General features: G+C 70.1%; 11 protein-coding genes. 6 read left to right on the top strand and 5 right to left on the bottom strand.

The window, feature by feature from the left end; all coding sequences use genetic code 11:
* The first annotated feature begins 10 nt into the window (after window positions 1-10).
* The 3 genes from A5705_RS00445 to A5705_RS00435 are packed head-to-tail and all read left to right on the top strand — an operon-like array spanning window position 11 to window position 1,862.
* The gene (locus tag A5705_RS00445; protein WP_231982337.1) at window positions 11-439 is read left to right on the top strand and encodes a DUF6653 family protein; all 429 of its coding nucleotides are present in this window, start codon (window positions 11-13) and stop codon (window positions 437-439) included.
* A 9-nt stretch (window positions 440-448) separates the two neighbouring features.
* Window positions 449-682: a hypothetical protein gene (locus tag A5705_RS00440; RefSeq protein ID WP_067878544.1), complete on the top strand. Its 234-nt coding sequence runs from the start codon at window positions 449-451 to the stop codon at window positions 680-682.
* Between the two features lies 1 nt (window position 683).
* Window positions 684-1,862: a winged helix DNA-binding domain-containing protein gene (locus A5705_RS00435; protein WP_068274464.1), complete on the top strand. Its 1,179-nt coding sequence runs from the start codon at window positions 684-686 to the stop codon at window positions 1,860-1,862.
* A gap of 20 nt (window positions 1,863-1,882) precedes the next feature.
* Here the strand turns inward: A5705_RS00435 and uvrA are convergent, their stop codons facing one another.
* Window positions 1,883-4,786 carry an excinuclease ABC subunit UvrA gene (gene uvrA, locus A5705_RS00430; protein WP_068274450.1) on the bottom strand — a complete coding sequence of 968 codons (2,904 nt, stop codon included), beginning with the start codon at window positions 4,784-4,786 and terminating at the stop codon, window positions 1,883-1,885.
* 111 nt (window positions 4,787-4,897) lie between these two features.
* Here uvrA and A5705_RS00425 point away from each other — a divergent pair, with 111 nt between their 5' ends.
* Entirely contained in the window at window positions 4,898-5,584 is a 687-nt protein-coding gene (locus tag A5705_RS00425; protein ID WP_067878536.1) for an MBL fold metallo-hydrolase, read from the top strand.
* A gap of 162 nt (window positions 5,585-5,746) precedes the next feature.
* On the opposite strand, the gene A5705_RS00420 is transcribed toward A5705_RS00425, so the two are convergent.
* A complete protein-coding gene (locus A5705_RS00420; RefSeq protein WP_067878533.1) occupies window positions 5,747-6,190 on the bottom strand; it encodes a universal stress protein in 444 nt (147 codons plus the stop codon).
* Between the two features lie 310 nt (window positions 6,191-6,500).
* Between A5705_RS00420 and A5705_RS00415 the strand changes: the two genes are divergently transcribed.
* Together A5705_RS00415 and A5705_RS00410 are read left to right on the top strand one after the other, a co-directional pair.
* Window positions 6,501-8,093: a hypothetical protein gene (locus A5705_RS00415; protein WP_067878529.1), complete on the top strand. Its 1,593-nt coding sequence runs from the start codon at window positions 6,501-6,503 to the stop codon at window positions 8,091-8,093.
* A gap of 39 nt (window positions 8,094-8,132) precedes the next feature.
* Window positions 8,133-8,852, top strand: a complete 720-nt coding sequence (locus A5705_RS00410) for an MgtC/SapB family protein (RefSeq protein ID WP_067878526.1) — start codon at window positions 8,133-8,135, stop codon at window positions 8,850-8,852.
* 2 nt (window positions 8,853-8,854) lie between these two features.
* Here A5705_RS00410 and A5705_RS00405 read toward each other — a convergent pair whose 3' ends face one another.
* From A5705_RS00405 to A5705_RS00395, 3 genes are all read right to left on the bottom strand, one after another.
* Window positions 8,855-10,252, bottom strand: a complete 1,398-nt coding sequence (locus tag A5705_RS00405) for an MFS transporter (protein WP_068274448.1) — start codon at window positions 10,250-10,252, stop codon at window positions 8,855-8,857.
* Window positions 10,249-12,417: an excinuclease ABC subunit UvrB gene (uvrB, locus tag A5705_RS00400; RefSeq protein ID WP_068274446.1), complete on the bottom strand. Its 2,169-nt coding sequence runs from the start codon at window positions 12,415-12,417 to the stop codon at window positions 10,249-10,251. The genes A5705_RS00405 and uvrB overlap by 4 nt, the downstream gene beginning before the upstream one ends.
* A gap of 119 nt (window positions 12,418-12,536) precedes the next feature.
* Window positions 12,537-14,621, bottom strand: coding sequence for a serine/threonine-protein kinase (locus A5705_RS00395; protein ID WP_068274444.1), 2,085 nt, complete (start codon window positions 14,619-14,621; stop codon window positions 12,537-12,539).
* Window positions 14,622-14,692: the final 71 nt, after the last annotated feature.

Genomic DNA, 14,692 nt, shown 5'->3' with positions numbered 1-14,692 from the left:
ACTCGAGGTCGTGACGCAAGGCACGGCCGCCGCCCGACTCAGGCGCGCGATCTTCGCCCGGCACTGCAACCCATGGAGCGCCTGGACGCGCTGGGCGACCACGCCTCTGGTCTTGGTACCCATCTGGACAAGGCGCTGCAGCCATGCGGTGTGGATCGCGCTGTGGTTGACCGTCAACCCCTTCGTCTTCGGCCGGCCCGCGCACCAACGCGCCTGGTCAACCCGCGCGATGCTGGGCGAGGAATTGTGGATCGGCCGTCGCCCGCGGGACGCGGCGATGCTCGTCAGCGCGGTGGCGCGGAGGTGCGCACTGGGCGCCGCCCTGGCCGCCCGGCGCCATCGACCGGGGCCGGCGGCCGTCGCGACCGCGGCGCAGATGGTCCTGACCCTGGTGTATTGGGAGCAGATGGTGCGCTATTTCGCTCGCCGGGCGCAGTAGCGTGTCGTCATGCCCGACGAACCCATGACTCCCGCCCCCGGGTACGACGCCGCCGGCGTGCCGACCTTCGAATCCGTCCGGGAGAAGATCGAATCCCGGTTCGCCACGGCGCAGGGTGCCACCGAACTCGACGCGGACACCGCGGAGGGCCGCTCGGTCGAGGAGCAGTTCGAAGAGCGCGAGCGCGCGGCGGCCGAGCGGTTGCGGCAGATCCGGGAGTCGATGCGCTCCGACGAGCGTTGAGGTGCGCACATTCACCATCGACGAGCGCCGTAACCGCCTGGCGCGCAGGCACTTCCTTTCCGCGGGCGACCCCACGCCCATCACCGGGATGATCGCCGGGCTGGTCGGGCTGCATGCCACCGACCCCGCCACCCCGTACCTGTCGCTCTGGGCGCGCTTCCCGGGATTCCGGACCGCCGACCTCGAGCTGCAGCTGTACGAGAAACGCGCCGCGCTGCGGCATCTGGCGATGCGACGGACGCTGTGGCTGGTCAGCAGCGACGACCTGCGCTTGATTCAGTCCGCGTGCAGCGACCGGGTCGCCGACAACGAAAGCCGGAGGCTGGCCGCCGACGTGCGTAAGGCGGGCGTGGCCGCCGACGGCGAGCGCTGGCTCGACCGCGCCTGCGCCGCGGTGTTGCGCCATCTCGGTGACAGCGGGCCGGCCAGCAGCACCGAGCTGCGGGCGGCGCTGCCCGAGCTGGCCGGGACCTACGACCCGGCGCCCGGAAGGCGTTGGGGCGGCCAGGTTCCGCTCGCCCCGCGGGTGCTCACGGTGCTCTCCGCGCGGGGCGACATCGTGCGCGGGCCGAACGACGGGAGCTGGACCACGTCGCGGCCGCGCTGGAGCACCACCGGCGATTGGCTGGGCGACGTCGGCGAGCCGCTGCCGGACCGGCACGCCCGGGCCGGCCTGACCCGCCGCTGGCTGGCGACGTTCGGGCCCGCGACCGTCGCCGACATCAAGTGGTGGCTCGGCACCACGCTCACCGCGGCCCGCAACGCCCTGGCCGACATCGGGGCGGTGCAAGTCGACCTGCACGGCAGCCCCGGCTGGGCGCTGCCCGACGACCTCGATCCCGAACCCGAAGCGCCCCCATGGTGCGCCTTGCTGCCGGGGCTGGACGCCACCACCATGGGCTGGTTTCAGCGCGATTGGTACCTCGGGGAGCACCGCGCGCGGATTTTCGACCGCAACGGCAACGCCGGCCCGACGGCGTGGTGGAACGGACGCGTGGTGGGCGGCTGGTATCAAGACGACGGCGCGCGGGTCCGGCTGCAGCTGCTCGAGGATCCCGGCCGCGACGGGCGGCGCGCCCTGCAGCGCCGGGCCGACGAGCTCACCGCGTGGCTGGACGGGGTGCGCATCAGTCCCCGCTTTCCGTCGCCGCTGTCGAAGGCCCGTGCGACGCCGGGATGATCGCGCACCCTGAACGTCGCTCAGGCGGTGACCTTGCGGCGCCGGGTCGACCGCCGCGGCGCGGGGGCACGCCCGACGACCTCGGCGAGGAACTTGCCCGTGTAGCTTTCGGGCACCGCGGCGACGTCCTCCGGGGTGCCTTCGGCGACAACGGTTCCGCCCTCGGCGCCGCCCTCGGGGCCCATGTCGACGATCCAGTCCGACGTCTTGATCACGTCCAGGTTGTGTTCGATGACGATGACCGTATTGCCTTTGTCGACAAGGCCGTTGATCACCTTGAGCAGCTTGCGGATGTCGTCGAAGTGCAGCCCGGTGGTGGGTTCGTCGAGGATGTAGATCGTCCGCCCGGTCGAGCGCTTCTGCAGTTCGGCGGCCAGCTTGACGCGCTGCGCCTCGCCGCCGGACAGCGTCGGCGCGGGCTGCCCGAGCCGGACGTAGCCCAGCCCGACGTCGACGAGTGTGCGCAGGTAGCGGTGGATGCCGCTGATCGGCTCGAAGAACTCCGCCGCCTCCTCGATCGACATGTCCAGCACCTCGGAGATGGTCTTGCCCTTGTAGTGCACCTCCAGCGTTTCCCGGTTGTACCGGGCGCCGTGGCAGACCTCGCACGGGACGTACACGTCGGGCAGGAAGTTCATCTCGATCTTGATGGTGCCGTCGCCCGTGCACGCCTCGCAGCGACCGCCCTTGACGTTGAACGAGAACCGGCCCGGCTGATACCCGCGGACCTTGGCCTCGGTGGTCGCCGCGAACAGCGTGCGGATCTTGTCGAACACTCCGGTATAGGTGGCCGGGTTGGACCGCGGCGTACGGCCGATCGGCGACTGGTCGACCCGCACCAGCTTGTCCAGGTGGTCCAGGCCCGTGACCCGGGTGTGCCGGCCCGGCACCTGCCGGGCGCCGTTGAGCCGGTTGGCCAGCACCGCGGCCAGGATGTCGTTGACCAGCGTCGACTTTCCCGAGCCCGACACGCCCGTCACCGCGGTCAGCACCCCGAGCGGGAACGACACGTCGATGCCGCGCAGGTTGTGCTCCCGGGCGCCGACGACGGTGAGTTGGCGCTTGTGGTTGACGGGCCGCCGGATCGCCGGCAGCTCGATGCTCTCCTTGCCCGACAGGTAGGCGCCGGTGATCGAGTCCTCGTTGGCCAGCAGCTCGGCATACGTTCCGCTGTGCACGATCTGGCCGCCGTGCTCGCCGGCCCGCGGCCCGATGTCGACGATCCAGTCGGCGTGCTCGATGGTGTCCTCGTCGTGCTCGACGACGATCAGGGTGTTCCCCAAATCCCTGAGCCGCGTCAGGGTTTCGATGAGCCGACGGTTGTCGCGCTGGTGCAGCCCGATGGAGGGCTCGTCGAGCACGTAGAGCACGCCCACCAGGCCGGAGCCGATCTGGGTGGCCAGTCGGATGCGTTGCGCCTCACCGCCGGACAGCGTGGCCGCCGCCCGCGACAGCGACAGGTAGTCCAACCCGACGTCGAGCAGGAACCCCAGCCGCGACTGGATCTCCTTGAGCACCTGTCCGGCGATCGCCTGCTCCCGCGTCCCCAGGGTGAGCGCGTTCAGGAAGTCCGAGCAGTCCGAAATGGACAGCTCACACACCTCGGCGATGGACTTCTTGCCGCGGCCCCCCGCCGCCAGCGACACCGCCAGGATCTCCGGCTTGAGCCGGGTGCCCTCGCACACCGGGCAGGGCACGTCGCGCATGAAGCCCTCGTAGCGCTCCTTCATCTGCTCGGATTCGGTCTGCGCCATCTTGCGCTGCAGGAACGCCAGCACGCCCTCGAAATCGGCGTAGTACGACCGGGTGCGGCCGTAGCGGTTGCGATACCGCACGTGCACCTGGTGGTCGGAGCCCTCGAGGATCGCCTTGCGGGCCTTGGCCGGCAGCTTGCGCCACGGCGTGTCGACGTCGAAGCCGAGCTCGTCGCCCAGCCCGGCCATCATGCGGGTGAAGTACTCCGCGGTGTGGCCCGTCGACCACGGCGCCACCGCGCCTTCGGCCAGCGTGCGCTCCGGGTCGGGCACCACCAGGTCGGGGTCGACCTCCTTGCGGATACCCAGGCCGGTGCACTCCGGGCACGCGCCATAGGGCGAGTTGAACGAGAAGGACCGCGGCTCGAGGTCGTCGACCGCCAGCGCGTGCCCGTTGGGGCAGGCCAGCTTCTCGGAGAACCGCTGCTCGCGGTTGTGGGCGTCGTGGTCGTGATCGACGAACTCCAGCACCACAATGCCGTCGGCCAGGTTCAGCGCGGTCTCCACCGAGTCGGTGAGCCGCTGCTTGGCGCTGGCCTTGACCGTCAGGCGATCGACCACCACCTCGATGTCGTGCTTTTCCTGCTTCTTCAGCTTGGGCGGATCGGTCAGCGAGTGCACCACGCCGTCGACCCGCACCCGGCTGTAGCCCTGGGCGTTGAGCTTCTCGAACAAGTCGGCGAACTCGCCCTTGCGGGTGCGCACCACCGGGGCCAGCACCTGAAAGCGGGTGCCCTCCGGCATCGCCAGCACCTGGTCGACGATTTGCTGGGGCGTCTGGCGGGCGATCCGCTCGCCGCAGACCGGGCAGTGCGGCGTGCCTGCGCGCGCGTAGAGCAACCGCAGGTAGTCGTACACCTCGGTGATCGTCCCGACGGTCGACCGCGGGTTGCGGTTGGTCGACTTCTGGTCGATCGAGACCGCCGGGGACAGCCCCTCGATGAAGTCGACGTCGGGCTTGTCCATCTGCCCCAGGAACTGGCGGGCGTAGGCCGACAGCGACTCGACGTAGCGGCGCTGGCCCTCGGCGAAGATGGTGTCGAACGCCAGCGACGACTTGCCCGACCCGGATAGCCCCGTGAACACGATCAACGCATCGCGCGGCAGGTCGAGATCGACGCCCCGCAGGTTGTGCTCACGGGCGCCCTTGACGATGAGGCGGTCAGCCAACGGTGCCTCTTTCAGTGAATGCTTCGGGTATTACAGCCGTTGATGCGCACGGCGCATTCCATGCTATGTGTCCGTACCGACAAGCAACCCGTGACCAGTAACGTGGCCGCTATGACTGCCTCGGTTGTGCCCGACGATAACTACACCGGACACGTCGACCCCGGTACCGCGGCCCGCCGGACCCTACCCGGCGCCACGATTCTAAAGGCGTCGGTGGGCCCGATGGACAATAACGCCTATCTCGTGACATGTTCCGCGACCGGCGAAACCCTGCTGATCGACGCCGCGAACGACGCCGACGTCCTCCTCGGCCTGATCCGGGAGTACGCGCCGAAGCTGTCGCTGATCGTGACCAGCCATCAGCACTTCGACCACTGGCAGGCGCTGGAGGCCGTCGCCGCGGCCACCGGCGCCCCGACCGCCGCCAACGAGATCGACGCCGGCCCGCTGCCGGTCAACCCGGACCGTTTGCTGGCCGGTGGGGACACCGTGCGGATCGGTGAGCTGACATTCGACGTCATCCACCTGCGCGGGCACACGCCCGGGTCGATCGCCCTGGCCCTCGACGGACCCGCGACCGGCGGCGTCACGCAGCTGTTCACCGGCGACTGCCTGTTCCCGGGCGGGGTCGGCAAGACGTGGCAGGCCGGTGATTTCGCCCAGCTGCTCGACGACGTCACCACGCGGGTGTTCGAGGTGTACGACGACGCCACCGTCATCTATCCCGGCCACGGCGACGACACGGTGCTGGGCGCGGAGCGCCCGCACCTGGCCGAATGGCGCGAACGCGGCTGGTAGACCGCGGCCTTTCGGCGGCGAGTGTGCACTCACGGCTTTGCGTGTGCACTGGCGGCGCGATTTCGGCAACTTGTGCGCACTGGGCGCACACCCAAAGCCCACAATGCACACTCAAACGCCGGTGCGACCAGCACGCAGCATGGCGCGAACGCGGCTGGTAGGTCAGTTCGTGGTGTGCACGATCAGCACGTCGACTTTGGCGCGGCGTGAGACGTTGGCCGGCACGGATCCCAGCAGCCGGCCCGCGATCGTGCTCAGGCCGACATTGCCGACGACCAGCAGGTCGGCCTTCTCGTCCTCGGCCAGCTTGACCAGCGCGTCGACCGGGGCGCCGACCACCGAGCGCTCCTCCACGTTCTTGGCGCCCGCCTTGTGCGCCCGTTCCTTGGCGTCCTGCAGGATCGCGTAAATCGGGGCCGTGCCGGACACCTTGTAGCTCTCGGACCCCAGCGCGTCGGCGGCCCGGGTGTCCTCGTGCTGCGGCAGGTACGCCGAGGCGATGATCAGCTTGGCGTCGTCCCCGGCAATCTGCGCAGCCCTGTCCACCGCGCGAAACGATGAATCCGAGCCGTCCGTCCCGACCACCACGGTCCGATAGGCGCTCATTTACCCTCCCAGTTTCGGTTGGTCAGCCAACCCAAGACAGTATCGTGTTTGCCGGATAAACAGGGATTGGAATTGCCGCTCAGCGTGGCGTGGCGCACACGGCAATTGCGGGGCCACGCTGCACGAACGAACGATTTGCCGCACTTTTGAAACCACCGATCTGCCCGGCCGCGGCGGAAAGCGTTGCATTTCCGACTATTTCGACGAATTGCCGTGCCGGCGGGTGAATGCGCCGTTGTGGCACCGGTCGCAGCGACCGGGAACTCGTGGTGAGCCCGTTCGTCCGGTGCGACCTACAGTGACAAGCATCATGTCCATGTCCACCGCCGAACAGCACGCCTCCGAGGCCTCCGGCGTCGCCGAGCGGCGGGAGCCCGCGCGGTCGCGCGGCAGGGTGCTCGATCCGTGGCTGATCGCGGCGTTCGCCACAGTGGTCAGCGCCGCCTGGGCCGGTAGGCCGTCGTTGTGGTTCGACGAGGGAGCCACCATTTCGGCTTCGGCCAGCCGGACGTTGCCGGAGCTGTGGAAGCTGCTGGGGCATATCGACGCCGTTCACGGACTGTATTACCTGCTGATGCACGGCTGGTTCGCGATGTTTCCGCCGACCGAATTCTGGTCGCGGGCGCCGAGCGCCCTGGCGGTCGGGGCCGCCGCCGCCGGTGTCACGGTGTTCACCAAGCAGTTCGTCCCCGGACGGGCCACCGCGGTGTGCGCGGGGGCGGTGTTCGCCATCCTGCCGCGGACCACCTGGGCGGGCATGGAAGCGCGCTCGTATGCGTTCGCCGCCGCCGCGGCCATCTGGCTGACGGTCTTGCTGGTCGCCGCCGTCCGGCGGAGCACGCCGCGCTGGTGGGTGTGCTACGCGCTGACGCTGATGCTGTCGGTCCTGCTGAACCTCAACCTCGTGCTGCTGGTGCCGGTGTACGCCGTGCTGGTGCCGCTGCTGGCGCCGAAGGGCTCCCGCAGGTCTCCCGTCATCCGATGGGCCGCCAGCACGGCGGTCGCGGTCGGGGCCATGACGCCGTTCATCCTGTTCGCCCACGGCCAGGTATTCCAGGTCAACTGGATCTACCCGGTCAGCTGGCACTACGCCTTCGACATCATCCAGAGGCAATACTTCGACCACAGCGTTCCGTTCGCCATCCTCACGGGTGTCCTCGTCGTCGCCGCGGTGGTGGCCCGGCTCAGGGGCGCGCGCGGCCCGGGCGGCGACACCCGCAGCCTGCTGATCATCGGCGTGGCCTGGATCGTCCTGCCCACGGCCCTGGTGGTCGCCTACTCGGCCCTCGGCGAACCGATCTACTACCCGCGCTACCTGATCTTCACCGCTCCCGCCGCTGCGGTCGTCATGGCCGTCTGCATCGTGACCATCGCCCGCACGCCGTGGCCGATCGCGGCCGCAGTGCTGTTGTTCGCCGCGGCGGCGCTGCCCAACTACCTGTTCATCCAGCGCTGGCCTTACGCCAAGGAGGGCTGGGACTACAGCCAGGTCGCCGACCTGATCAGCTCCCACGCCGCGCCCGGCGACTGCCTGATGGTGGACAACACCGTGCCCTGGCGGCCCGGACCGATCCGCGCGCTGCTGGCCACGCGGCCCGCCGCCTTCAAATCGCTGATCGACGTCGAGCGCGGCGCTTACGGACCCAAGGTCGGCTGGCTGTGGGACGGCCACGTCGCGGTGTGGCTGACCACGGCCAAGATCAACAAGTGCACCACCATCTGGACGATCACCAACAAAGACACCTCGTTGCCCGATCACCAGGCCGGACAATCGGGACAAGCACTGCCGCCGGGAACCGCCTTCGGGCGCGCCCCCGCGTACCGGTTTCCGGGCTACCTGGGCTTCCACATCGTGGAGCGTTGGCAGTTCCACTACTCGCAGGTCGTCAAGTTGACGCGATGACCGGCGCGTAGAAGCGCCATCCGTGGGTAGTTGACGGGCATGCAGGTTTTGCTGGCCGGTCCGCTGCTCGGGGGTGACGTGCAGGGCGCGCGTCACGTCGTCGAGCTGCTGGCCGCCTTCGGGCTGACGGCGCTGATCGGCCTGGAACGAACCATCCAGGGCAAGAGCGCGGGCCTGCGGACCCAGACGATCGTCGGCACGTCGTCGGCGTTGATCATGCTGGTCAGCAAATTCGGCTTCTTCGATATCGTGCACGAAGGCACCGTCACGCTCGACCCGTCCCGCGTCGCGGCCCAAATCGTCTCGGGCGTGGGCTTTTTGGGCGCCGGCATCATCATCACCCGGCGCGGCGCGGTGCACGGGCTCACCACCGCGGCCGCGGTGTGGGAATCGGCCGCGATCGGGATGGCGGTCGGCGCCGGTCTGCTGCTGCTGGCCGTCGCCGTCGTGGCCCTGCACTTCGTCAGCGCGCTCGCGTTCAGCGCCGTCGAGCGTCAGCTCACCGCCCGGCTGCGCGGGACCCGCCGGCTGACCATCATCTACGAAAACGGCCGGGGAGTGCTGCGGGAGTTGCTGCGGATCTGCGGGCAGCGCGACTGGCAGCTCACCGAGCTCGACGCCGACGCCCACGACATCGACGACGGCGAGGTCAGGGTGACGATGACCCTCTCCGGCGCCAGGATGGGCAGCGCCTCCGACGTCTTCGCCGAGGTCGACGGGGTGGTCGCCATCCTCCGCGGCGGCGAAGAACCCGACTGAGCTCAGCGGTTGGCCCGGGTGGCGCGATAGGAAGCCACCACACCGGCCGCGGTCAACGCGGTGAACACGGCGAACAACCAGCGGGCCGCGGCCGCGTCGCCGCCCCGGGCCGTATTGACCACCACGCCGGCCACCCCGGCGCCGAACGCCCCGGAGACCAGCTGCACCGTGTTGATCGCCGCGGCCGCCGCGACGCCCTCGGTCGGGTCGTCGACGGAATCCATTGCGCGCACCGACAAATGGGGCCAGGCCATCCCGATCCCGATCCCCGCCACGAGCAACGCCAGCGTCCAGGCCGCGACGGTCCCGGCCGACGCGTTGCCGCGCTGGGTGAGCGCGCCCAGCGCCAGGCCCGACGCCACCACCACCGGCGCGAGCGCGATCACCCGCCGAATCGCCCGCGGGTTCTCCAGCGACGCGCTGACGATCTCGGAGACCGTCCAGCCCACCGCCAGCGCCGCACCCAGGAAACCGGCCGCCACCGGCGTCAGGTGTGCCAACCGCTGACCGAACAGCGGCACGTAGGTGTCCACCATCGCCCCCACCATCAGCAGGCCCATCGTCAGGTAGATCCACTTCAACGGCCCGGGCCCGAAGACGCTGGGCGGCAACACCGCCGCACGCGCCCGCCGGTCCACGATCGCGAACAGTCCGGCCAGCAGGACGCTCGCGGCGAGCAGCCCCGCGGTCGCGGCGAGGTTGTGCGGGATCTGGGCGACGCTGACGGCCAGCGCCGCCGCGCCGATCAGCAGCAACGACCACACCGGCACCCGCAGCGCCGGCGTCTCGGCGCCCGTGCCGCCGCGGCCCGCCGGCAACGCGACCGGGACCAGCAGGGCCATCAGCGCCGTCAGGACCGCCATCGCGACGAACGCCCACCGCCACAGCCCGAACTGCGCGAACAGCCCACCCGTCGCGGGCCCGACCACCGTCGCGACCCCCCACATCGCCGACACCAGGGCGGAGGCCCGGGTCCACAGCGAGCGGGGCAGCGCCGCGTTGATCACCGCGTAGCCGAGGCCGGCGAGCAGCCCACCGGCCACGCCCTGCAGCGCGCGCGCCGCGATCAGGACCTCCATGGACGGCGCCGCTCCGCACGCCAGGCTGGAGGCGCCGAACACGGCCAGGCCGATCAGGTACGACGGGCGGGCCCCGACGCGCACCAGCATCGGGTTGACCATCGTCGCGGCCACCACCGACCCGACCAGGTACAGCGTCGTGACCCACGCGTAGAGGCGGCTGCCGCCGATCTCGGCGACGGTGTTCGGGAGCAGGCTGATCGTGAGGAACTCGTTGGTGGCGTACAGCGCGACGCCACCCGCCAGCACGACCGACGTCCCCAGGTGCCGGGCGCCCAGCAGCTCGCGCCAGCTGCCGGTGACATTGGCGGTGCGCGTCACTTCAGGCCGGCGGCGTCCATCCCGCGCAGTTCCTTTTTGAGGTCGGCGATCTCGTCGCGGAACCGCGCCGCCAGCTCGAACTGCAGGTCACGGGCGGCGGCCATCATCTGCGCGGTCAGGTCCTTGATCAGGTCGGCCAGTTCGGCGCGGGGCATGTTCGACGTGTCGCGACCCTCGAACACGCCGGCGCTCACCGCGCGGCCGGGTTCACCCTGGGCGCGGCGGCCGCGGGACATGCTGCGCCCGGAGCCGATTTCGACGGTCTCGGAATCGTCGGCCTCGCGGTAGACCTGGTCGAGGATGTCGGCGATCTTCTTGCGCAGCGGCTGCGGGTCGATGCCGTTGGCCTCGTTGTAGGCGATCTGCTTGGCCCGGCGCCGTTCGGTCTCGTCGATGGCCTCCTTCATCGAGTCGGTCATCGAGTCGGCGTACATGTGCACCTCGCCGGACACGTTGCGGGCGGCGCGGCCGATGGTCTGGATCAGGCTCCGCGTCGACCGCAGGAAGCCCTCCTTGTCGGCGTCGAGGATCGCCACCAGCGACACCTCCGGCAGGTCCAGGCCCTCGCGCAGCAGGTTGATGCCGACGAGCACGTCGTACTCGCCCAGCCGCAGCTGGCGCAGCAGCTCCACCCGGCGCAGGGTGTCGACCTCGGAGTGCAGGTAACGCACCCTGATGCCCATCTCCAGCAGGTAGTCGGTGAGGTCCTCGGCCATCTTCTTGGTCAGCGTCGTCACCAGGACGCGCTCGTCGGCGTCGGCGCGCTTGCGGATCTCCCCGATCAGGTCGTCGATCTGGCCCTTGGTCGGCTTGACCACGACCTTCGGGTCCACCAGGCCGGTCGGGCGGATCACCTGCTCGACGAACTCGCCGCCGGACTGGCTGAGCTCATAGGGGCCGGGGGTCGCCGACAGGTACACCGTCTGCCCGATCCGGTCGGCGAACTCCTCCCAGGTGAGGGGCCGGTTGTCGCACGCCGACGGCAGCCGGAACCCGTACTCGACCAGGTTGCGCTTGCGCGACATGTCGCCCTCGTACATGCCGCCGATCTGGGGCACCGTGACGTGCGACTCGTCGATGACGAGCAGGAAGTCCTCCGGAAAGTAGTCGAGCAGGGTGGCCGGTGGGGAGCCGGGCCCGCGGCCGTCGATGTGCCGGGAGTAGTTCTCGATGCCCGAGCAGAACCCGACCTGGCGCATCATCTCGATGTCGTAGTTCGTGCGCATCCGCAGCCGCTGGGCCTCCAAAAGCTTGCCCTGGCTTTCGAATTCGGCGAGCCGCTCGGCGAGCTCCTCCTCGATGGTGGAGATCGCGTGCGCCATCCGCTCGGGGCCGGCCACGTAGTGGGTGGCGGGGAAGATCCGCAGCGAGTCGACCTGGCGGATCACCTCGCCGGTCAGCGGGTGCAGGTAGTACAGCGCCTCGATCTCGTCGCCGAAGAACTCGATGCGCACCGCGAGCTCCTCGTAGGACGGGATGATCTCCACGGTGTCGCCGCGCACCCGGAACGAGCCGCGGGTGAAGGACAGGTCGTTGCGGGTGTACTGCACGTCGACCAGCAGCCGCAGCAACCCGTCCCGGGGCACCTCGCTGCCCACCCGCAGCTCGACGGAGCGGTCCAGGTAGGACTGCGGGGTGCCCAGACCGTAGATGCACGACACCGAGGCCACCACCACCACATCGCGCCGCGACAGCAGCGACGACGTCGCGGAGTGCCGCAGCCGCTCCACGTCGTCGTTGATCGAGCTGTCCTTCTCGATGTAGGTGTCGGTCTGCGCGATGTACGCCTCCGGCTGGTAGTAGTCGTAGTACGACACGAAGTACTCGACGGCGTTGTGCGGCAACATCTCTCGCAGCTCGTTGGCCAGCTGGGCGGCCAGCGTCTTGTTGGGCGCCATCACCAGCGTGGGGCGCTGCAGCCGCTCGATGAGCCACGCGGTGGTGGCCGACTTTCCGGTGCCGGTGGCGCCGAGCAGCACCACGTCCCGCTCCCCCGCCCGGATCCGGCGCTCCAGCTCGTCGATGGCCGCGGGCTGGTCGCCGGCGGGTGCGTGCGGGCTGACGACCTCGAAGTGGCCGCCGGCGCGCACCAACCCCGCCACCTCCTCGGCGGCGGGGCGGTATTCCGAATGCGCGACTACCGGGTGTTCAGTGGCGAAGGCCATGCCCCCAGGGTAGAGGCGGGCACCGACAAGTGTCCGGCCGTCGACCCCCCGAGCGTGCGCAGAATGACACCTCGCACGGCGTGTCACCGTGCAGACACGCACCCTCGCGAGCAGAGAAGCTACCCCGCCGGCCTGGTCCAGGTACGGGTGACCGGATCGCACTGCAGCAGGTGGCCGTCGTTGGAGGTGGTCATCGCGAACACCGAGGTGTTCGGCCGGTCGCAGGAGCTCCCGGAGGCGTGCACGCCCATCGTGATGGGCGCCTTGGACCAGGTGTTGCCCTCGCAGACGACCTGCTCGTTGTTGGTGGGGTCGTAGGCGAGCTTGTCGACGTCGCTGCACACCCCGCCGAGCACGGGCGGCGCCGGGCGGGACGGGGCCGAGGTGTTGACGACCTGAGTGGGGTCGGCCAGCGGCACGCTCGGCGGGGCGTCGCCGACCCGGGTGGCGACGACGGGTACCCGCACCACCGCGCCCTGCGCGCCGCACTCGTTGGACAGAGCGGTTTGCGTCACCGTGCCGCGCAGCGTGCCGTCGGCTTGCGGCGCCAACGACCCGGCGACGCTTTCCTGCTGGGTGGCCTGCCCCTGCCCGTTCGGCGGGGTGCAGCCCGCCCGCTCCTGCAGAAGCCCGCCCTGCCAATAGCCGCCGACGAAGCGCAGCGAGTACGTGTGACCGCCGTCGGTGGTGCTGGCCACCTGGTGGTTGGCGTCGTCGAGTTGTGTCCCGGTGGCCGCGCACCCGTTCGTCGTGCACACCGAGCGGAACGCCCACCAGCTCGTGGTCGGGCCGTCGTGGCGGATCGGAATGCCGTTGGTGGTCTGCTTGCTGCGGTCGTAGGTCAACTGGTAGGTGCCGTTGAGCGCCGGCCCGCCGGGCCTCGCGGGCGCGGCGCTGGGCGCCGGGACGGACGGTCTGGACGCGAGCGCCGGGACGTTGGGCGCGGGGCTGTCCGGCTGGAACGAGTACAGGGCCGACCAGGTCGCCGCGATCGCGATCAGCACCGCGCAGAGCAGCGCGGTAGCCCACCGGGCACGCGACGAGAACCGCCGGGTCAGCGCAGCGACGAGACCGCGGGGACCGCGCCGGCGGGGCGGCGTCAGCACGGCGGGGCGGGGCTGGGCGTCGTCGCCGTCCCCGGTGGCGTTCGCGTCGAAGACCCGCTCGCTGAGGGCGGTGGCGAACCCGCGGCACCGCTCGAACCGGTCCTGGGGTTGTTTGGCCAGGGCCTTGAAGAAGACGTCGTCGAGGTGCGCCAGCTCGGGGCGGTAATCGCTGAGCCGAGGCGGATCCTCGTGCAGATGCTGGCTGATCACCGCGATCGGGTTGGAGTGCTGGAAGGGCGGCGCGCCGGTGAGCAGATGAAAAGCCGTGGCGGCCAAGGCATATTGGTCGGCCCGGCCGTCGATGTTGGAACCCGTCAGCTGTTCGGGCGCGGCGTAGGCCACGGTTCCCACCGCCACGTTCGTCTCGGTGATACCGCTGATGTTGGCCAGGTGGCGCGCCACGCCGAAATCCGCCAACAGGATTCGCCGTTCCCCGTACTCGGGGTGAGTGAGCAGGATGTTGGCGGGTTTGACGTCGCGGTGCAGCAGGCCGCGATCGTGCGCGTAGTCGAGCGCACCGGCGACGGCCTGCACGATGGCGCACACCTCGTCGATCGGCATCCCGTCCGGGTGGCGCTCCTTGACCAGCCGGGCGGCGTCCGTGCCCTCGACGTAGTCCATGGAAATCCAGAGCTGGCCGTCGAATTCGCCGCGATCGTGGACGCCGACGATGTGCGGGTGCCACAGCGTCGCCGCGAGGTCGGCCTCCCGGTTGAACCTCTCCCGGAATTCCTGGTCCGCGGTGACCGCCTCGGCGAGCACCTTGATCACGTCGCGACGCGGCAACCGCGGATGCAGCGCCAGGTAGACCTCGGCCATCCCGCCGGCGCCGAGCTGCCGCAGGACCGTGTAGCCGGCGAACGGTGCGCCGCTGCTCAGGGCGAGGCGTGATCCACTGACCTCGGCCGGGGACTCCGCGGCGGGCGCGGCGTTCGGGGCCGAGCCGACGGGAGGAATGCGGCGAAGCAGGTGCGCGACGGTCGCCGAGGGGATCGACTCAAAGCCCGCGCGCAGCGCCTCGCGCGCCAATCGCGGGTTGCTCAGCAGCCGTCGCCCGGCATCGATCCGCCGGGTGGTGCCCCTGTTTTCGTCCGTCAATCGTTGCCCCCTGGTGTGTCGGCACTGCCTCGAGCTGCGCCGGACGCAACTCCGTTAACTCCCCTCACGCT

The organism is Mycobacterium sp. E787 (genome assembly GCF_001668725.1).
Classification (GTDB): domain Bacteria; phylum Actinomycetota; class Actinomycetes; order Mycobacteriales; family Mycobacteriaceae; genus Mycobacterium.
Note: the sequence above shows the minus strand (reverse complement) of the source record. Positions and strands in the feature narration are given on the sequence as shown.

What these genes read in the sequence shown, in the direction of transcription:
- A5705_RS00420 (WP_067878533.1), bottom strand. Translation starts at nt 6,190, where the DNA reads ATGAGCGCCTATCGGACCGTGGTGGTCGGGACGGACGGCTCGGATTCA.
- A5705_RS00415 (WP_067878529.1), top strand. Translation starts at nt 6,501, where the DNA reads ATGTCCATGTCCACCGCCGAACAGCACGCCTCCGAGGCCTCCGGCGTC.
- A5705_RS00440 (WP_067878544.1), top strand. Translation starts at nt 449, where the DNA reads ATGCCCGACGAACCCATGACTCCCGCCCCCGGGTACGACGCCGCCGGC.
- A5705_RS00425 (WP_067878536.1), top strand. Translation starts at nt 4,898, where the DNA reads ATGACTGCCTCGGTTGTGCCCGACGATAACTACACCGGACACGTCGAC.
- uvrB (WP_068274446.1), bottom strand. Translation starts at nt 12,417, where the DNA reads ATGGCCTTCGCCACTGAACACCCGGTAGTCGCGCATTCGGAATACCGC.
- A5705_RS00410 (WP_067878526.1), top strand. Translation starts at nt 8,133, where the DNA reads ATGCAGGTTTTGCTGGCCGGTCCGCTGCTCGGGGGTGACGTGCAGGGC.